This is a genomic window from Acidobacteriota bacterium (genome assembly GCA_016195325.1).
In the GTDB taxonomy this organism is placed as follows: Bacteria; Acidobacteriota; Polarisedimenticolia; order JACPZX01; family JACPZX01; genus JACPZX01.
Genome location: JACPZX010000075.1, coordinates 16,863 through 36,202, shown reverse-complemented (window position 1 = coordinate 36,202; position 19,340 = coordinate 16,863). Strand labels below are relative to the sequence as shown.

At 68.6% G+C, this 19,340-nt stretch carries 11 protein-coding genes and 1 pseudogene; 8 read left to right on the top strand and 4 right to left on the bottom strand.

What is annotated here, in order from left to right; translation table 11 throughout:
- Window position 1: 1 nt before the first annotated feature.
- Window positions 2-2,005 carry a TonB-dependent receptor gene (locus tag HY049_13830; protein ID MBI3449980.1) on the bottom strand — a complete coding sequence of 668 codons (2,004 nt, stop codon included), beginning with the start codon at window positions 2,003-2,005 and terminating at the stop codon, window positions 2-4.
- Between the two features lie 351 nt (window positions 2,006-2,356).
- Window positions 2,357-4,231, bottom strand: a complete 1,875-nt coding sequence (locus tag HY049_13825) for a hypothetical protein (protein ID MBI3449979.1) — start codon at window positions 4,229-4,231, stop codon at window positions 2,357-2,359.
- Window positions 4,232-4,404: 173 nt separating this feature from the next.
- Between HY049_13825 and HY049_13820 the strand changes: the two genes are divergently transcribed.
- On the top strand, window positions 4,405-6,975 hold the full coding sequence (locus HY049_13820) for a serine/threonine protein kinase (protein MBI3449978.1): 2,571 nt from the start codon (window positions 4,405-4,407) through the stop codon (window positions 6,973-6,975).
- Between the two features lie 13 nt (window positions 6,976-6,988).
- Here HY049_13820 and HY049_13815 read toward each other — a convergent pair whose 3' ends face one another.
- Window positions 6,989-9,616, bottom strand: coding sequence for a PD40 domain-containing protein (locus HY049_13815; GenBank protein ID MBI3449977.1), 2,628 nt, complete (start codon window positions 9,614-9,616; stop codon window positions 6,989-6,991).
- Between the two features lie 181 nt (window positions 9,617-9,797).
- Between HY049_13815 and HY049_13810 the strand changes: the two genes are divergently transcribed.
- A complete protein-coding gene (locus tag HY049_13810) occupies window positions 9,798-12,692 on the top strand; it encodes a protein kinase (GenBank protein ID MBI3449976.1) in 2,895 nt (964 codons plus the stop codon).
- A gap of 20 nt (window positions 12,693-12,712) precedes the next feature.
- A complete protein-coding gene (locus HY049_13805) occupies window positions 12,713-13,714 on the top strand; it encodes a tetratricopeptide repeat protein (protein ID MBI3449975.1) in 1,002 nt (333 codons plus the stop codon).
- A 19-nt stretch (window positions 13,715-13,733) separates the two neighbouring features.
- Here HY049_13805 and pip read toward each other — a convergent pair whose 3' ends face one another.
- Window positions 13,734-14,702, bottom strand: coding sequence for a prolyl aminopeptidase (gene pip / locus HY049_13800; GenBank protein ID MBI3449974.1), 969 nt, complete (start codon window positions 14,700-14,702; stop codon window positions 13,734-13,736).
- 88 nt (window positions 14,703-14,790) lie between these two features.
- Between pip and HY049_13795 the strand changes: the two genes are divergently transcribed.
- The 5 genes and pseudogenes from HY049_13795 (at window position 14,791) to HY049_13775 (ending at window position 19,168) form a co-directional block, all read left to right on the top strand.
- The gene (locus HY049_13795; GenBank protein ID MBI3449973.1) at window positions 14,791-15,015 is read left to right on the top strand and encodes a hypothetical protein; all 225 of its coding nucleotides are present in this window, start codon (window positions 14,791-14,793) and stop codon (window positions 15,013-15,015) included.
- A gap of 162 nt (window positions 15,016-15,177) precedes the next feature.
- Window positions 15,178-16,998 (top strand): malate synthase, encoded by a 1,821-nt coding sequence (locus tag HY049_13790; GenBank protein MBI3449972.1) that lies wholly within the window; start codon window positions 15,178-15,180, stop codon window positions 16,996-16,998.
- Window positions 16,995-17,243, top strand: a complete 249-nt coding sequence (locus HY049_13785; GenBank protein MBI3449971.1) for a hypothetical protein — start codon at window positions 16,995-16,997, stop codon at window positions 17,241-17,243. The genes HY049_13790 and HY049_13785 overlap by 4 nt, the downstream gene beginning before the upstream one ends.
- A pseudogene (locus HY049_13780) lies at window positions 17,240-17,710 on the top strand (isocitrate lyase/phosphoenolpyruvate mutase family protein). Before HY049_13785 ends, HY049_13780 begins: the two are co-directional and overlap by 4 nt.
- A gap of 192 nt (window positions 17,711-17,902) precedes the next feature.
- Window positions 17,903-19,168, top strand: a complete 1,266-nt coding sequence (locus tag HY049_13775; protein ID MBI3449970.1) for a hypothetical protein — start codon at window positions 17,903-17,905, stop codon at window positions 19,166-19,168.
- Window positions 19,169-19,340: the final 172 nt, after the last annotated feature.

The following is a 19,340-nucleotide window of genomic DNA, read 5'->3' as shown; positions in this document are numbered from 1 at the left end:
GTCAAAACGTCTCGAGAAACTTGAGGACGACCCAGCGGCCGGGCTGGACGATCTGATCCTGCGTGTGCTCGAACGAACCGGGGACGAAGTTATCCCGGTTGAGCAGGTTGGAGACGGTCATCGACAGGCTCGCTGAATTCACGTTCAGCCGGTACAGGAGTGTGAAGTTGACGGTCTCGAAGGGAGGCGTTCTGTCGCCCGCGAGCGTTCGCCTCTCCCCGGCGTACAGGATCTCGGTGGATGCGAACAGGCTCCGCTCCAGGATCGGAACCGAGACGCCCGACTTGACAATCTGCCGAGGCGAGTTGGTCAGCCACGATCCGTCGCCGTCCACCCCGCTCGTGTAGCTCGCGCTGGCGAACGCGAGGAGCCCCGACCCGAGGGCGACGCGGCCTTCGGCCTCCACCCCTTCCGTTCGCGCGCTGTCGACGTTCTCGAAACGAGAGAGTCCGCTCGGCCGCAGGACGGGCGTGATGAGATCCGTCACGTCGTTTCTGAAGGCGGTCACCGAAAGCGTCTCAGCGACGCCCAGCCTTTGCTCGTAGGTCGCCTCGTAACTCACGACCCGCTCGGGGACGAGACGGGCCGGGGTCTCCAGGCTCACCCCGTCCACGTAGAAACGCTCGTAGACGTTCGGGGCCCGGTAGGCCGAGCCCGCGAGGAGCTTCAGGGTCGAAGCCGGCGAGAAGTGCAGAAACGCGGCGGCCCGAGGGTTGAGAGCGAGGCCGAAATCGTCGTGGTGATCGAGACGCGAGCCGAGGTCGAGCGAGAACATGCGCGAGATCTTCCATTCGTCCTGGACGAAGAGGGCCCACTGGTTGAATTGGGTCGTGGTGTCGAGGTACTTGAAGTACGGCGCCCGATCGAAGTTGAGCATCTTCGCGCTGAACGTCGCCTCGTAGCTCTGACTCACCGTCAGGCGATGCGAAGGGGTGCTCTGCCAGGCGAGGCTCACCTCCTCGCCGGTCCACCAGGCCGAGCCGGAGTCGTCGTTCAGGACCGTGGGCGGGCCGCTGTATGGATAGGCACCGTGGGTCGCATACCAGTCGGAGTAGCCGCGCGCGGTGATTTCGACCGATCGGCCGAGCCTGTGGACGTAGTGCACGTCAACGAGGGACGAAGTGTCTCGCGTGTACAACGAGCCGTCGCCGAACGCCGTGCCGAAAGAGGCGGTCGGGACCTGCTTCGCGCGGCTGTCGTTGAACGCGAGCACGCTGAAGTCGCCCCGGTCCCATCGGAGGGACTCCTGGTGCGTCGTCTCCCGATCGAGATCCCGCGCCCATCCGAAGTTGCTCGCCGGGGAGTCGAACTGCGGAAAGTACAGGTTCTCGCCGCGCGCATCCAGAATCGCCCCCGAGATCCGGTAGTCGGACCCACCCGCGGTCCGCGTGCCGTAGCTGACGGCGGATCCGTACCTGCCCCGGTTGCCGCCGATGAGTTCCGGGCGGAGGCCGCTGATCTCGGATCCCTTGCGCGTGATGACGTTGATCACCGCGAAGACCGCGTTCGTGCCGTACAGCGTGGAGCCGGGGCCTCGGACGATCTCGACCCGATCGACCGTCCCCAGGTCCAGCCCCGTGTCGGGCCCGATGGCTGCGGCCGAGTCGTAGACGTTTTCGTTGATGGGATGCCCGTCGAGGAGGAAGAGAACCCGGGAGTTGTAATCGCCCGGCCGGCCGAAGCCGCGCACGCCGACGTACGAGTAGTTGCGATCGTTGGAGACGTAGAAGCTGCGCACCGAGTCGAGCAGGTCGCCGAGCGTCAGGTAGCCGAACCGCTCGATCTCCTCGGAGGTGATGACCGTCACCGAGGAGGGCGCTTCGCTGAGAAGCTGGACGTGCTTGGCGGCAGCGGTGACGGTCGTCTCGTCGACGACGGCGAACTCGTCGTCGAGAGCGGCGGAGGTCGCTCCGCCGGGTTTCGTCTCGGCCGGAACGGAGCCGGGGATCAGCAACGTGAGAGACACCACGAGGAACGCGAGAACGGCGGGGCTCGATGACTTCATCGATCTCGACCTTTCAGCCCGCCTCGCGAGCCTCTTCACGCCCCCAACACCATGAATTCGGAAGAGTTCGTCCGACCTGCAGGGGCGTCGGCGGACATCGGAGAAAGATTATTTGTTCTCGGGGATTCATCCAGTTCCGATTGGCCGGGGATTCCGCGTCTTCTCGGATCGGGTTCGTCCTGGAGGCGGGAGGGCGAGGCGAAAAAGGCCCCTCCGTCGACGCTGGATGACGCTCGGGCGAGATCTAGGCGCGGCGAGATGGAGCTCGGCTCGAGGCGGCGGCCGGGCTCGGACGAGCGGTGTCAGGTGGCGGATGGCGCCGCGCCCGTCGGCGCCGCGAGCGCGAGGTCCCTAGTCGCAGTGCTGCGGGCTCTGCGCCGCGCCGGTGTCTCGGCTCTGGTTTCCGTACGTCCCGGTGCCTCCGGCGCAGCCGTTCTGCCCGCGGATCATGAAATACGTCGCCTGCCCCGGCGCCGGGCCGGCTCCCGGGTAGTCGAAGTACGACGTCGCCACGTTGTCGGCGAGGCACGACCCGGCCGCGAAATTCCCGAGCGGATAATCCGCGCCGGATCGTCCGAAGACGTCGTAGTGGGTTCCCATCCCCGCGGTCGACCCCTGGTCCACCCAGTGATACCTGAGGCCGTCGCCGGGGAGGTCCTCGATGTCCATGAGCACCACGGCGACGGGCGGCGCGAAGGACCCCGCATCGGCGTCGTTGCAGTCGTAGTTTCCGCACCCCGTCGCTCCGTCCCCGTCGGCGTCGAGAGGAGCGCCCACCGGGTTCGGGGTCGAGGCGTTCACGCACTGAACGGCCCCTGAATCGACCCTCACGGCGTCGTACCCGAGATCGCCGCACTTTCCGAGGCGGCAGTTCGGAATCGATACGCCAGAGGTCTCGGGCTTCTTGCCGAAGAGAACCCGCAGCCGGAAGCAGGCGTCGGCCGACACGGTGAGGCCGCTGAGCGAGGGGGCCGACGTCTCGGATCCGACGGGCGTCCACGTCATCGTCGCCGGCTGCACGAGGCCGTTCGCGTCGACGTTGGCGCAGGTGACCGGCGCCGCCTCCATCCTGTAGCGGATGAGCGGGAACTTCGCGTTCAGATCGAGGACACCCGTCCCCGCGGCGCGCGTCGGATCCGCGGGCGCCAGCGTCGGGTTCGTGCTCGGACGGATCGAGCCGTCGTGGTAGAGGACGTTCGGGGTCCACGAGGCGTTGACGGTCCTCGGACCGACTCCCGAGCAACCCGACACGCAGGCGAGCTGCGGCGTGGGTGCCTCCTGCCAGGGGATCACGTTCGGCAGGCCGGTGCTCGCGTTCGTCCCCCCGTTGACGATGTCCTTGAAAAAGAAATGGCCCGGTCGGAAGTCGCAGGGGGCCGGGTTCGTTCCGGGATTGACCGAAGCGCAAGGACCGTTGTGTCCGGTGCCGTCGTTGTTCCGCTTCATCGAGGCGATGGCGGCAAAGGCGAAGTACCGGGAGACGCTGCCGTCCGCGCACTTCGCGTCATCCGCGCACGTCATGCCCGCATTCGGCCCGGCCGGGCAGAAATCGCAGTCGCTCTCGAAGAAGCACGATTGGCCGGCGCGAGGTCCCGAGGTGCACGCGGTGCTCGTGGCGCCCGCGCAGATCGGCGTGTGATCGCACCCGACGTGAGCGGCCGGCCCCCGGAGGAGCACCGCCATCGGGTAGTCCTGCTGCCACATCCGCGAGTACTCCCCGAAGTAACTGTAGTGGGCCTGCTGCATGTCGGCGTACGGATTGAGCATGCCGTCGTCTGCGAACGGGAGGGACGTGTCCCGCACGTCGTCCATGCACCCGTCGATGCCGCCATTCCCCCAGTTGTTGCTCCCGAGACACGTGGCGCCCGGCGGGATCTGGAAGAACTGCGTCGCGGTGCGGGCGTCGAGGAACTGGGGGAGCCAGGACCCGGAGTCGTTTCCGCTGAACGCCGTCGCGCTGGCCATTCCGGTTCCGGAGTTTCCGCCGGCCGGGCTCACGCTCCGATTGCCGAACCCTATCTGCCAGAATGCGATGGATCCGTTGGTGACGACCCCGTTCGCGTCGCTCGTCACCTGCCACGGGGGCGGCGCGAAGTAGCCCAGGTCGGCGCACTGGAAGATGGCGAACCCGCCGAAGTCGAGGCAACTTGCGGCGGCGACCGAGGCGCCGAGGAGAAACGAGAGGGTGAGACCGAGCGGCCAGCGGACACGGTGCAGGATCGCCATGATGAGGCCCTCCTGAATCCGGACGTCTGGGACGAATGCCTCGTCGCCAGAGGTATACCGCGATCCTGATGCTGAGTCAACATTATAAAGGGCGGCGAAGTCGGTGGTAGGCTTGCCGGCCTTCGCGCGCGCACCGACCCGCGCCACCCGGCCCCGCACCGGAGAGTGCCGTCTTGACGGACCGCCCCATCGACACGCCGCCACCGAACGACGCCACGCCCACGGTGACGTCGGGGGGGATCGAATCCCGCACGACGCTGGGGTCCGGAGCTCCCGCGCTCCCCTTCCCGATGCCCGACTCGATCGGCGGCTACCACATCATCGGCCTCCTCGGCGAAGGGGGGATGGGCGTCGTCTGGGAGGCGGAGCAGCAGAGCCCCCGCCGCCGCGTCGCGGTGAAGGTCGTGCGGCAGGCGCAGGCCTTCGACCCGCTCCGGGCCCTCATGTTCCAGCGCGAGGCGGAGATGCTCGGGAGGCTCAAGCATCCCGGCATCGCCGCCATCTACGAGTCGGGGCGCACCGGCGACGGGCACGGCTTCTTCGCGATGGAGCTCGTCCGCGGCGAGATGCTCGACGAGTGGCTGGCGAAACGCCCCTCCCCGGTCACCCGCGACGAGATGACGCTCCGGCTCAGGATCTTCCGCTCGATCTGCGACGCGGTCAATTACGCCCACCAGCGCGGTGTCATCCACCGCGACCTCAAGCCGTCCAACCTCATCGTCACGAGCGAGGCGGTGAGCACCACCGGCGGCTCCGGCCCGCCGGCGCCGGCGGTCAAGATCCTCGACTTCGGCCTGGCGCGCCTCGCGGGGGCCGACGAGGACGGCGGGGGGATCCTCACCCTCGTCGGCGTCGTCCGGGGGACGCCGCAGTACATGAGCCCGGAGCAGGCGCGCGGCGAGCCGCGCACGATCGACCACCGCACCGACATCTACTCGCTCGGGGTGGTCCTCTACGAGATCCTCACGCGGAGCCGCCCGCACGAGCTGAAGGGGGCGCCCCTGACCGAGGCCGTGCGCGTCGTCTGCGACGAGCCGCCGCGACCGCTGCGCGAGGCGTGGCGCGGCACCTCCAGGCTCGACCGCGACCTCGAGACGATCGTCGGCAAGTCGCTCGAGAAGGAGGCGGATCGCAGGTACCAGAGCGCCGCGGCCCTCGGCGAGGACATCGAGCGCTACCTGACGTCCCAGCCGATCGCGGCGCGCGCGCCCAGCCGCGCGTATCTCGCGCGCACGTTCCTGAGGCGCCACCGGGTCGGCGCCTCGGTGGCCACCCTCCTCGCCGTCGTCCTCCTCGCCTTCGCGGCGAGCATGGCGGTGCAGGCCCGAAGGATCGCGGTCGAGCGCGATCGCGCGAACCGCGAGGCGGCGGCCTTCAAGCGGGTGTCGGACTTCATGGCCGGGATGTTCCGGGTGTCGGACCCCAGCGAGGCGCGCGGGAACAGCGTGACGGCGCGCGAGATTCTCGAGAAGGCCTCGAATGAGATTGAGACGGGGCTCGCCGACGATCCCGAGCTGAAGGCCCGGCTGCTCGGCACGATCGGGACGGTCTACCGGGGGCTCGGCCTCTTCTCGAAGGCCCAGCCGCTCCTCGAGCAGTCGGCCGCGACGTACGGGCGAGCGCTCGGCCCGGAGAGCCCCGACACGCTGAAGGCGATGCAGGAGGTCGGGATCGTTCTGGCCCAGCGGGGCCACTACGCCGAAGCGGAGAAAGTGGGGCGCGAGGTCCTCGAGGGGCAGCGCCGCGCCCTCGGCCCCGAGCACCCCGATCTGGCGCGCACCCTCAGCAACATCGCCGTCGCCGCGTGGTACCAGGGGCACCTCAAAGACGCCGAGAAGCTCCTCACCGAGTCGCTCGCTCTCAGCCGCCGCACGAAGGGTTCGGGCCATCCCGACACGCTGGGGCCGATGAACAACCTCGGCCTCGTGTACATGGACGAGGGGAAGTTCGCCGAGGCCGAGAAGCTCTTCAAGGACACGCTCGAGCTCCGCCGCCGCATCTCAGGTGAGGACCACCCGGACAGCCTGAAGTCCCTGCTGAACCTGGCCATCGTCACGGAGCGCCAGGGGCATCTCGCCGACGCCGAGAAACTCTTTCGCGAGTGCCTCGACCTTCGCCGGCGCGTCGTCGGCCCCGATCATCCCGACACCTTCGAGGCGATGAGCAGCCTGGTCGAGGTGTACTACGAAGAGGAGCGGTTCGCGGAGGCCGAGGCGCTGGGCCGGGAGACCCTCGACGGGCGCCGGCGCGTCCTCGGCCCCGATCATCCCGAAACGCTGACCTCGATGAACACTCTCGCGAACGTCTACGACACCGACGGGAAGCGCGCCGACGCCGAGCCGCTCTACCGCGAGACCCTCGAGCGCCGCCGCCGCGCGCTCGGGCCCGAGAGCCCCGAGGCGGTGCGCACGATGATCGATCTGGCCGAGTGCCTTCGGGGACAAGCTCGTCTCGACGAGGCCGAAAAGCTCCTGAACGACGCGCTCGCGATCCAGCAGCGCGTCCCCGACACCGATCGGGCCGAGATCGGTCTCACCTTCTACGGACTGGCCGGCGTCGCCGCGGTCCGGGGCGCGACGGACGCCGCGTTCGCAGATCTCCGGAAGGCCTTCGACGCGGGGCTCGATCCCCAGTTCGCGCGCAAGGTGGAGGTGGCTACGGAGTTCCGGTCGCTCCACGGAGATCCCCGGTTCGCCGCCGTCGTCGAGGAGGCGAAGAAAATCGCGAGCTCCCCCGGGTCGTGAGGCCGGCGGCGCCTCACTTCGCGGGCGCGGCGGCCTGCGTCTCCAGCATCCAGATGTCGGACTCGACCGAGATCTCACCGGCGTAGATCGTCCGGCCGTCCCTCGCCACGACGATCGCCTCGGGAGTGAGCGCGAACGGAAGTCCTGATCCCGGGGACTTGTGCCGCCCCGAGTCGACGTCGAGCAGGCCCAGGCCTCCGTCGTCCTCGACGTAGACGACGCGACGGCTGTCGGGGAGCCATCGGATCTTCTTGAACGCCGCGCTGACGACGCCGGCGACTTCGCGCGACCTCCCCGTGGTGAAATCGTAAACGCCCACACCGCTCATCGAGGCGCTCCCCTCCGTCATCGGCCCGACGAGGCGCCGGCCGTCCGGCGACCACGCGAGGGGGACGAGCCACTTCCCGCCCACGTCGAGGCCCTCGAGAGGCCGGGGGGTCTGCTCCTTCCACGGACGCGCCGGATCGAAGATGATCGCCCGGCGATCCTCGAGACCGACGATGGCGATCACCCGGTCGCCCGACGGCGAGTACTCGGGCCAGATCAGCCCGTCCTTCTCCGAATCGGTGAGCTGCCTCAGGCCGCTCCCGTCGGGGTGAATGCTCCAGCAGGCGTAGCGCCCGCTGCGGTTCGAGTAGAAGGCGATCTCGCGGCCGTCCGGCGACCAGGTGGGCCACCGGTCGCGGAAGGGATCGTCCGTGAGGCGCCTCACGTCCGAGCCGTCCACGCGGCTGACGAAGACGTCCTCCTGCCTCTCGCCGAAGTTGGTGAGGGCGAGCCACTCCCCGTCCGGCGAGACGCCGGTGGGGCTGAGCGACCCCGACCGCCGGATGAGGCGCCTCGGCTCGCCGATCGTCTCGGACGCCGGATCGAACGGGAGCGCGATCGGGTTCCGCGTCGACACCTCCGATCGGAAGACGATCCTCCCCGTCCTCGAGAGCGCGGGGAGCTCGGCCGCCGAGCTCACGCCGCTCGTGACCACCTCGGGCTCGCCGAGCCTCCGCCCGGTCGGCTCGTCGATCCGCACGCGCCACAGGTTCATCGTCCCGCCGCGATCGCTCGCGAAGTAGAGATACCGACCGTCGGGGGACCACGCCGGCGACCAGTCGAGAGCGGTGTCGGTCGTCATCGCGACCGGCGTCCCCCCGTCCGCCGCGATCGTGAACAGATCGCGCTGCCCGCGGTTGACGGCCCAGAACGCGATACGCCCCCCCGACGGGGACCAGGCGGGCTGCACGGCGTCGCCGTCGAAGATCTTCCTCGGCGCCCCGCCCGCGAGATCCACGACCCAGAGCTGGCTCGTGCTCTGCCGCGAGAAGGGGACGAAGATCTCCTCGGTGCAGAAGGCCAGGTGCTTGCCGTCGGGGGACCACGAGGGATGGAACCCGAAGTCGGTGAGGCGCCGCGCCGACTCCCCTGTCGCCCCGACGACGAAGAGACCCCCCTTCCGGTCGGACAGGTGGTACGCGATCGACGCGCCGTCGGGAGAGAAGGCCGGCGCCGTTTCGTCCCGGTGCGGATCTCCGGCGACGACGGTCGCGTTCCGGCCCCCCACGCGCTGCACGAGGATGTCCCACGTCCCCTTCTCGCGCCTCGCGAAGGCGAGCGAGCTTCCGTCGGGGGAGAGGCTGGGCGAGGACTCCTGTCCCGCCTGGTCCGTGAGCTGCGTGAAATGCGGCGAGAGGACGGCGGGTGCCTCCCCGCGCCGGGCGGCGTACCACGCGCCGAGAGCCGAGATCGCGGCGGCCGCGATCACCAGGGCGGCGACGGCCGCGGCCCCGGGACCCCGGCGACCGCGCGCCCCGGTCTCGACCGCCGCGACGACGCCGCTCGCGGGCGCCCCCGCGCCGCTTCCCGGCACGAGGCTCTGGATCGCGAACGTGAGATCCCGCGCGCTCTGCCACCTGTCGTCCGGATCCTTCGCGAGGCAGCGCGCCACGATCTGATCGAGAACGGCCGGGGCCAGCGGGATCATCTCGGCGATCGGCCGCGGCTCGTCGCGCATGATCGAGGAGATGAGCGACGCCTGTGTCTTCCCCTCGAAGGCCCGCTTCCCCGTCGCCATCTCGTAGAGAGTCGCCCCGAGCGCCCAGATGTCGCTCCGGGCGTCGGCCTCCCTCCCCTCGAGCTGCTCGGGAGCCATGTACTGGAAGGTCCCGACGATCGTCCCTTCGGCCGTGAGCGGCTGCGCCACCGTCGGCGAGTGCGTCTCCTCACCCGCCGCGCCGGGGCCCGCCGCGCGCGCGAGGCCAAAGTCGAGGAGCTTCGCCCCCGACTTCGTGAGGATGATGTTGCCGGGCTTGAGGTCCCGGTGGGCGAACCCCTTGTGGTGCGCCCGGTCGAGAGCGGCGGCGATCTGCGAGCCGATCCGGAGGAGCTCGCCGAGCGGGAGCGGGCCCCGGAGGATGCGCGCCACGAGCGTCTCCCCCTGAAGCAGCTCCATCACGAGGTAGTCGACGCCGCCGTCGTGGCCCACGTCGTACAGCGTGCAGATGTTCGGGTGGCTGAGCGAGGAGATCGCCTTCGCCTCGCGGTCGAACCGCTCGCGGGCCTCGGGGTGCTGCGAGAGGTGCGACGGCAGGACCTTGATCGCGACGTCGCGGTTCAGCCGCGTGTCGCGCGCGCGGTAGACCTCTCCCATCCCGCCGGCGCCGATCGGGGCGACGACCTCGTACGGGCCGAGCTTCGAGCCGGGGGAAAGACTCAGAGTCGCCTCACAGAAACGGCATTCTACATGAGAGGGATGGGTTGCGCGCCGCGTGGACGGACCCCGTTCACGGGGGTAGAGTGCCCGCGTCGCCGTTCCGTCGAAAGGGTGCGCCATGAGCCGGACGCTTCAGCCCGACGACCAGATCTCCCACTACCGCGTCGTCGGACCATTAGGCGCCGGCGGGATGGGCGAGGTCTACATCGCCCAGGACGAGAAGCTCGAGCGCAGCGTCGCTCTGAAAGTCCTGCCGCTCCGGCTGGTCCGCAACGAGGAGCGCGTCCGCCGCTTCGTGACCGAGGCGAAGTCTGCCTCCTCCCTGAACCACCCCAACATCGTCACCATCTACGAGATTGGCCACGACGTGGTGAGGTCCAGCCGGGCGGGCGACGGGGCGGAGCCGGACGCCGAGCCGGTCCACTTCATCTCGATGGAGCTGGTCTCCGGCGACACTCTGACGCAGAAGATCCACCACGAGAAGGCGGACCTGAGGACCCTCCTCGGCTACCTCGCCCAGGCCGCCGAAGGCGTCTCCAAGGCCCATGCGGCCGGCATCGTCCACCGGGACCTCAAGCCCGGCAACATCATGGTCTCCAAGGACGGTTTCGCGAAGGTCCTCGACTTCGGCCTCGCGAAACTGACGGAGAAGCAGGCTCCCGCGGAGGCGGACGCCACCAGCGCCCCGACGAACGTGGCGGCGACGAGCGAGGGGGTCGTCATGGGGACGGTGGGGTACATGTCCCCCGAGCAGGTGCAGGCCAAGACGGTCGATCACCGCTCCGACATCTTCTCGATGGGGTGCATCCTCTACGAGGCGGCGACGCGCCGGCGGCCGTTCGTGGCGGACACCGACATCGAGGTCATGCACCAGATCCTGAGGGAAAAGCCGAGGGCCATCGAGGAGCTGAACCCAGAGGTGCCCGCCGAGGTGCGGCGCATCGTCCGCCGATGCCTGGCGAAGAGCCCCGATCAACGCTTCCAGTCGATGAGGGACGTCGCCATCGATCTGCGCGAGGTCGTCGAGGAGTGGGACACCCTCTCCGCGAGCGCGACCTCGGCCACCTCGGCGCCTTCCGTCCCCTCGGGAGCGCTGGGCGCGGCGCCGGGGCGGGGGAAAGGGTTCTGGATCGGCATGACTGCCGCGGCGGTCGTGGCCCTCGGCGGGCTGGCCTTCGGCCTCTACGGCCTCCTCGGCCGGGGGGCGCGGGGGGAAGACGCCGGCGCGGGCTTCCAGGATCTGAAGATGTCCGTCCTCATGAGCCGCAACGATCTGGGCGAGGCGGTCCTCTCGAAGGACGGCCGTTACCTCGCCTACGTCACCGCGAAGGACCGGGAAACCTCCTTCGTCGTGCGCCAGGTGCGCACAGGGAGCGACGCGCCGATTCTCCCCGATCAGGATTTCCAGATTCGAGGGATCAGCTTCTCCCCCGACGGCGACTACCTCTATTACCTGAACCGGGATCCGGACGCTGCGCACTACAGCGCCCTCTGGGAGGTGCCGTCGCTGGGTGGATCGCCGCGCAAGGTCGCCTTCGACGTGGACTCGGCGGCCACCTTCTCCCCGGACGGGAAGCGCGCCTGCTTCAGGCGCGGGCTCCTCGACGTCAGTCAGGACTCTCTCGTCGTCGCGGAAGTCGACAGCGGCAAGGAGCGGGAGCTCGTCCGGATCAAGTCCCCCGAGCATTTCATCGTCCCGCCGGCACGGTCACCCGACGGAAAGAAGATCGCCGCGGGCATCCAGAGCACGGAGGCCGGAGCGAAGACCTGGATGGTCGCAATCGACGCGGAGACCGGAACCAGTGAACGTTTCGGCAACCGCACCTGGCTCAGCGCCAACAGCACGGGATGGGTCCCCGACGGGGGCGCGGTCGTCGTCAGCGCGTTCGACCTGGGGGCGGGAACCAGTCCCCAGCTCTACCGCGTCTCCTACCCGGGCGGCAAGACGCTCCGCGTGACCAACGACCTGGACGGCTACGGCAACCTCTCCATCTCCGCCGACGGCTCGTCGATCGCCGCCATCCGGAGAACGACCGTCGACAACCTCTGGGTCGCCCGGACGGAGAAGGGGGCGGAGGCGCAGCCGATCACCTTCGCCTCGGGGAGCGCGGGGTCCATCGGCAACCTCGTGCCGCTGCCCCACGGCGCGGCGGCCTTCTCGGCCCCGAAGGACAACAGCGTCTTCATGTGGCGCATCGGCGCCGACGGCAACGGGCGGCGGCAGCTCTCCTCGCAGGGGATTTTCGTGATCAACGCGGAGTACACGGAAGGCACCGGTCTCGTCTTCTCGCAGGTGGACGCGGGAGAGAAGGTCGTCGCCCACGTCTGGCGCATGGACGCGGACGGCGGCGGGCTCAAGCAGCTGACGGAAGGGAACGGCGAGCAGCTCATCGCGCTCTCGCCGGCGGGCAACGCCCTGGCGTTCTCCCGATGGGACGATCCGAAGTCGATCTGGATCCGGAACATCGGCGAGGCCAGGCCCTACAAGCTCGTCGACGGGAAGGCGGTCGAGCTGCCCCTCGTCTCGCACGACGGGAAGCGGGCCCTCTACGCGACGCTCGAGGAGGTCCAGGGGAAGTTCCTCACGCGTTACCACGTCGTCCCCCTGCCAGGAGGCGAGCCGCAGGCCGGCTTCTCCCTGCCGCCCGGCGCGACCAACCTCCTGTGGACGCCGGACGGTGCGGCGCTGACCTTCGTCGATCGCGGCCAGGGTTGGAACCTGATGCGCAAGACCATTCCGGACGGCGAGCCCCAGCCGCTCACGCGCTTCACGGACGGCCAGGTCGTCGACCACGTCTGGCACCCCGACGGCTCGCGCATGGTCATCCACCGGCGCGTCGATCAGAAGGACAGCCTCTGGGTGCTGAAGCCGGGCGAGGCGCAGCCGACCCTCGTCACGGAGTTCAAGACGGGGAGGCTCTCGCGCCACTTCTGGGCCCCCGACGAGCCGCTCCTCTACTTCACGTACGGCGCCTCGACCCAGGACGTGGTCCTGATCGGCGGATTCAAGTAGTGTCGAGGAGGGCGCGCTCCATGAAATCGATCGTCTGCTGGGCCGCCCTTTCGATCGTCTTGCCGGCAGGGGCAACCCTCGCCGGCCCGGATCAGGACGACCGCCCTCGCCTCCATACCCCGGCGCAGATCATCGATATCATGGAGAAGTCCCACCTCGTCTACGAGGTCGGCGACTACGAGCCAACCGGGGTGCCCCCGCAGAAGGGGCGCGTCCTCACGAGCGATATCCGACTCGTGAAGAATGACGAGGGGGGATACGCCCTCACGCAGTTCACGATTTCCAAGGAGGCGAGCGAGCTCTTTGCGAAAGCCGAGGCGGCTTACGAGAAGAAGGACTACGCGGCCGCGATGGCGCTCTATCTCGTCGTTCAGGAGAAAGAGCCTGAGTACCATCACTTGAAGACGCTCATGGGCGACGTCGAGTTCATGCAGAAGAGGTACCCGGAGGCCGAGAAGCTCTACCTCGCGGCGATCGAATCGAACTTCGCCGATTACGAGGCGCACTGGTTCCTCTCCGACGCGTATGCGAAACAGGAGGAGAAGGAGAAGGCGGTCCGCAGCCTCACCATTGCGCACGTCCTCAACGTCAACCACGAGATCCTGCGCAAGAAACTCGTTTCGGAGCGGGAGAGCGCGGGGAGGCCCTGGAAGGAATGGAGCTTCTCTCCAGAGTACTCGATCGCGAAAGAAGGCGATAAGATCAAGGTCAAGGCCACTCTCGACTGGATGGGCTACGCCATCACGAAGGCGGTGTGGGCCTACGAGCCCGGATACGCCGAGGCCATGGACGGCCCCGAGACGTCCACGCACCCGTTTCGGATGGACGAAGAGAAGGAAGCGCTCCTCATGCTCATCGCGATGAAGAGCAAAGCCGCCGACGTCGAGAAGGTCATCGCCGACGGGTACGTCGACGAGTTCGCCTACTACGAGATCCTCGCTCCGCAGTCGCCGGAGGCGGTCGTGCTGATGCCGCGCGAAATCTTCATGCGGATCGTGGATTACGTGGACAAGTACCACTGAGTAGGCGGCCCGAGCGCCCCTACAGCCTCGCGAAGCGATCCGTCTCCTCGATCAGCGCGGTGCGGATTCCGGGCTCGGCCATGGAGTGGCCGGCGTCGGGCACCACGATGAGCTTCGCCTCGGGCCAGGCTCGGTGGAGATCCCACGCCGAGCGGATCGGGCAGACGACGTCGTACCTCCCCTGAACGATCACGCCGGGGATCCTGCGGATCTTCCGGACGTCGCGCAGGAGCTGATCGTCGGGGTTCATGAACCCCCGGTTCACGAAGTAGTGCGCCTCGATCCGGGCGAAGGCGTCGGCGAACCGGCCGCCCCCCATCGTCTTCACCAGCGCCGGATCGAAGAAGAGCTTGCTCGTGCTCCCCTCCCAGATCGACCAGGCGCGCGCGGCCGTCTCCCGCACGCGGCGGTCTCGGCTGGTGAGGCGCTTGTAGTACGCCTTCATCATGTCGCCGCGCTCTCGCGGCGGGATGGGCGCGAGGTAGTGCTCCCAGGCGTCGGGGAAGATGTGGCTCGCCCCGTCCTGGTAGAACCAGAGGAGCTCGCTCCGCCGCAGCATGAAGATGCCGCGCAGCACGAGCGCCTTGCAGCGATCGGGGTGCGTCTCGGCGTAGGCCAGCGACAGCGTGCTCCCCCAGCTCCCGCCGAAGACGACCCATCGGTCGATGCCGAGGTGCTCCCTCAGCTTCTCGATGTCGGCCACGAGATCCCACGTGGTGTTCTCGCGAAGCTCGGAGAACGGAGTGCTCTTGCCGCAGCCGCGCTGGTCGTGGAGCACGATGCGCCACTTCCTCGGATCGAAGTAACGGCGGTAGACCGGGCCGATGCCGCCGCCGGGGCCACCATGCAGGAAGACGAGCGGCTTGCCGCGCGGGTTGCCGGACTCCTCGTAGTGGATCGTGTGCAGCTTCGAGACCTTCAACTTCCCCGTTCGGTAGGGCTTCGTCTCGGGGTAGAGCTCGCGGTGGCGCACGGCTTTGGGTTTCATGCGGCACAGGGTAGTACGCGGCCGACACCGCGGGAACACCCCCCCAGGATTGCTTGCTCGATGTCTCGATCATGGTCATACTCACGGGATGAAGACAGCCGTTTCCATTCCGGATGAGGTCCACTACGCGGCGAAGCTCATGGCTCGCCGTTTGGGTATCTCGCGGAGCGAGCTCTACGCCGCGGCAATCGGCGAATACGTCGCCGGCGATCTCACGAAGCGCCTCAACGAAATCTACGCTGGGCACACGTCCTACCTCGACCCGAAAGTACTCGCCGCCCAACTCCGCTCGCTCCCTCGAGACAAACGCTGATTCTTCGCCCCTCCCCGACTTGACGGTCGGTCGTTCCGCCCCATCTTCGTCACTCGAGTGGACAAGAACCCGCGGATCCAAGGTGCGCCCGGCCGGACCCAGGACCTCGAGATCCGCCCGGGCCTCGAGCGCGAGTTCCCGGACGTCTACACCCGCGAGGTGATGTCGGCGATGTCGGCGATGTCGGCGTTCGAGGCCGAAAGGCGCGACCTCATGGACGCGCGTATCAAGAGGAGGGCCGACCGGGCGCAACGGAAGGAGCGCATCGGCTTCCTGGACCCCGACTCCGTGATCCCGCGGACCCGCATCAAGGTGCGCGACGCGCGCGAGGGGAAGTTCGCCGGCGGCGAAATCCCGAAGGACCTGAGACGCCAGTGGATCCAGGGGACTGGCCCGGCGACGAAGCCCGGCGAGCCGATCGAGCGGAGCCTCCGGAACGTCGCGTACGCCCTGCTGTCGGGGGCCGACGGCTGGATGTTCGACGGCGAGGACGCCCTGGGGCAGATCTCGACGATGTCGCTCGAGAACCAGCGGAACCTCAAGCTCGCGCTCGACGGCTCTCCTCTCTTCCTCCGGATCGCCTCGGAGGTGGCGGGCGAGATGAACGCGTGGGCGCGGGGTTTTCTCGGCCGGGAGATCGTGACGAGCGTGACGGAGCAGCTCGGCTTCACGACGAAGATCTTCCGCCCGCGCGGCCTCCACCTCGACGATCGCCACGTGCGCGTCAGGGGGGGAGAGGGATTCTCGGCCTCGATCGTCGACGCCTCGATGTACGTCGTCCACAACCACGCCGCGCTCCTGGGGAGCGGCCGCTCGATCGTCCTCTACCTCCCCAAGATCCAGACGGCCGAGGAGGCCGCCCTCTGGAGCGAGATCCTCTCGGCGCTCGAGGGGCACGCGGGGTTGCCCGCCTCCTCCATCCGGACGTACGTCCTCGTCGAGCAGCTCGAGGCGAGCTTCCAGCTCATGGAGATCCGCGCCGCCCTTGGGCGGCGGTTCGTCGGCTTCAACACGGGCCGGTGGGACTACATCAACAGCGTCTCCGACGCGATGGCGTGGGACCCGTCGTTCGTGAACCCGAACATCGACGCGATCACGATGACGTACGGGTACATGAGGAACTACGAGGATCGCGTGAGGCGCGCGGTGAACACCCCCGATCGCGACGGCCGCTGCGCCCTGTGGCAGGGCGGCATGGAGCCCAACATCCCGGTGGGCTCGAAGGCCGGCGTCGAGAGCGGCATGCGCCGGGCGATCGCTGGGGCAGAGCGGGAGCAGCGCGAGGGGGCGAGCGGCAAGTGGGTCGCGCACTGGAAGATGGTCCACATCGTGCGGCCCGTCTGGGAGAGGGGCGGCGAGGACAACCAGCTCGGCCGCGCCTTCCCCCGGCTCACCCACACGGCCGCCGACGCCGAAGGATTGACGCTCCTCGAGCCGGCGCCTCGCACCGTCCGCGGCGCGCGCGATCTGCTGAGCGTCGCCCTGCAGTACGGCAACGCCTTCAGCCAGGGATTCCAGGCGGCGGCGCTGAAGCCGGCCGACTTTTTCGGCGACGACGACGTCCTCTACCTGATGGAGGACATGGCCACCGGCGAGATCCGCCTGAGCATCCTCTGGGAGTGGCTGCACAAGGGGGCGCGGCTGACCGAGGAACCGGCCTTCACGTCCGAAATCTTCGGAGCGCTCCTCGCATCTGAGTACGGGAAGCTCCGCGCGGCGGGCAACCGCGACGTCCACGACGACTCGAAGGAGACGACGCTGCCGATCGCCCGCGAGATCGTCGAGGCGTACGTCGGGGCGGAGGTGAAGGCACCGTGGTACATCGATCTCCTCAACATCAACCTGAACAACCACGACCTCGGCTCGGCGAGGGGGCGGATCCGCCGGTACATGGACGCCTTCAGGGGCGGCGGAACGCGCCTCACCGGCAACATGGATTTCAGCGCCCCGGAGGATGGCGGCGGGGGCAGGAGCGCGAGATGAGCCTATTCCAGCAGCAGATTGCGGAGATCCGGGAGTGGTTCGACTCCCCGCGCTTCCGGGGGATCACGAGGCTCTACTCCCCCCGCGAGGTCGCCGAGCAGCGGGGGACGATCCGCGCCGACTGCGTCGTCGCCCGCGCCGCCGCTGAGGGGTTCCACGCGCGGCTCCGGGAGCTCTTCGCGAAGCGCTCCTCGATCACCACCTTCGGCCCCTACTCCCCCGGGATCTCGCGAGCTATCCGCTGAGCCAGGTTCCCGCCGAGGCGGCCCCGATCGTGCGGATGCTCCTCGCCGCCGACCGGAACCAGCACTTCGCGCGCGCGCGGATGACCGACAAGCAGCGGCTCTCCGCCCCCGAGATCGACTTCCGTCCCTTCAGCATCGCCGACGCCGACACCGGCCACGGAGGGGACGCGCACGTCCGGAACCTCATCCGCCGGTTCGTGGAGGTGGGGGTCCCCGGCTACCACATCGAGGATCAGAAGCCCGGCGCCAAGAAATGCGGCCACCAGGGAGGAAAAGTCCTCGTCCCCCAGGACGAGCAGATCAAGCGCCTCAACGCCGCCCGCTTCCAGCTCGACATCATGGGAGTCCCCGGCCTCATCGTGGCCCGCACCGACGCGGAGGCCGCGACCTTCCTCGACGGCCGCAGCGACGAGCGCGACCAGCCCTTCATCCTCGGCGCGACGAGCGTGGATCTTCCGAGCTTCAGGCTCTGCTCCATCGCCGTCATGAAGCGCCTCTTCGACCTGGGCCTCGAGGACGTCCGGGGACACCTCCTCTTCTCGATCTCGTCCGAGGAGTACGAGGCCGCCTTCCGCTGGCTGAAGAAGGCCGGCGTGATGCCGGTGGTCAAGGACGCGGCCGCCGCGTTCAAGGGGGCGAAGGCCCCCATCGTCGAGCAGATGCTCGACAAGGTCGGCTCGCGCTGCCTCGACGCGTGGCAGTCGGAGGCCGGCCTCAAGACGTACGGCCAGGCGGTGGCCGACGTCATCGCCTTCCGCGCGGCGGAGGGGGAGCGGTTCGACATGAGCGCCCCGGAGTGGCAGGCCTTCGCCGCGAAGGCCTCGTTCGTCGCCGCGCGCGAGAAGGCCCGATCGCTCGGCGTCCACGTCATCTGGGACTGCGAGCTGACCAAGACCCCCGACGGCTACTACCAGGTCGTGAACGGGATCGACTACGCGATCGCCAAGTCGATCGCCTGCGCCCCGTTCGCCGATCTTCTCTGGATGGAGACCAAGACCGCGAACCTCGCGGACGCCCGGAAGTTCGCCGCGGCGGTCCACGCCGTCCACCCCGACAAGATGCTCGCCTACAACCTCTCGCCGTCGTTCAACTGGGACACCACCGGCATGAGCGACGACGAGATGCGGCGATTCCCCGAGGAGCTCGGCAAGCTCGGCTACGTCTTCAACTTCATCACGTACGGCGGCCACCAGATCGACGGCCTCGCGGCCGAGGAGTTCGCGGCGGCGCTGCGGCAGGACGGGATGCTCGCCCTCGCGCGCCTCCAGAGGAAGTTCCGGCTCCTCGAGTCGCCCTACAAGACGCCTCAGACCCTGGTCGGCGGGCCGAGGCTCGACGCGGCGCTCCTCGCCTCGTCGGGGCACACCGCGGCGACCAAGGCGATGGGAAAGGGCTCGACGCAGGCGCAGCACCTCGTGCAGACCGAGGTTCCGCCGAAGCTCCTCGCCGAGTGGCTCGAGATGTGGACGAAGCACAACGGGCTGAAGCTCGAGCTGCGCGTCCATCTTCGCCCGCACACGCCGGGATCGGAGGTGCTGGAGCTGGGGCTCTTCAACGGCGGCAACGGCGAGGTCGCGAACGTCATCTTCGCGAACATCCACGACCGCCGGGGCCGGAGCCTCCTGTCCGTCCGCGATCAGAACACCTTCGAGGAGTCGCTCCGGAAGAAGAGGCTGATGACGCTCGTGACCCTCTTCCTCATCCATCGCTACAAGGCGGCCTCGGTGCACTACGTCGGCCCGACCGAGGACAACCAGTACCAGACGCGGAAGATGAAGAGCCACGGGATCTTCAGCGACGTCCACAGCGAGGTGGGGCAGATCATCGTCGCCGAGGTGAATGGGGATCGGATCGCGGAGCTCGTCGAGCCGGACCGCAAGGCGCTCGCGAAGCTGATCGACAAGACGGGGCCGCCGCCGGCCTGAACCGTCCCGATCCGGAACCGCTGGTCCCACGAACGGACAGCGCCGGATCCCCGTCTCCTCTAGACCGTCGACAACTCGTTCAAATTCCATGGCGCGCCCCCGCGAGCGGTGGCACCGGCCTTGCTGAATCCCCCGCGAAGGCAATCCCGACGCCCTCGAGAATCCAACCGTG

Excerpts from the sequence above, each read along its gene's own strand:
- HY049_13830 (MBI3449980.1), bottom strand. The coding sequence starts at position 2,005 with ATGAAGTCATCGAGCCCCGCCGTTCTCGCGTTCCTCGTGGTGTCTCTC.
- HY049_13825 (MBI3449979.1), bottom strand. The coding sequence starts at position 4,231 with ATGGCGATCCTGCACCGTGTCCGCTGGCCGCTCGGTCTCACCCTCTCG.
- HY049_13815 (MBI3449977.1), bottom strand. The coding sequence starts at position 9,616 with ATGGGAGAGGTCTACCGCGCGCGCGACACGCGGCTGAACCGCGACGTC.
- HY049_13810 (MBI3449976.1), top strand. The coding sequence starts at position 9,798 with ATGAGCCGGACGCTTCAGCCCGACGACCAGATCTCCCACTACCGCGTC.
- HY049_13805 (MBI3449975.1), top strand. The coding sequence starts at position 12,713 with ATGAAATCGATCGTCTGCTGGGCCGCCCTTTCGATCGTCTTGCCGGCA.
- pip (MBI3449974.1), bottom strand. The coding sequence starts at position 14,702 with ATGAAACCCAAAGCCGTGCGCCACCGCGAGCTCTACCCCGAGACGAAG.
- HY049_13795 (MBI3449973.1), top strand. The coding sequence starts at position 14,791 with ATGAAGACAGCCGTTTCCATTCCGGATGAGGTCCACTACGCGGCGAAG.
- HY049_13790 (MBI3449972.1), top strand. The coding sequence starts at position 15,178 with ATGTCGGCGATGTCGGCGATGTCGGCGTTCGAGGCCGAAAGGCGCGAC.
- HY049_13785 (MBI3449971.1), top strand. The coding sequence starts at position 16,995 with ATGAGCCTATTCCAGCAGCAGATTGCGGAGATCCGGGAGTGGTTCGAC.
- HY049_13775 (MBI3449970.1), top strand. The coding sequence starts at position 17,903 with ATGCTCGACAAGGTCGGCTCGCGCTGCCTCGACGCGTGGCAGTCGGAG.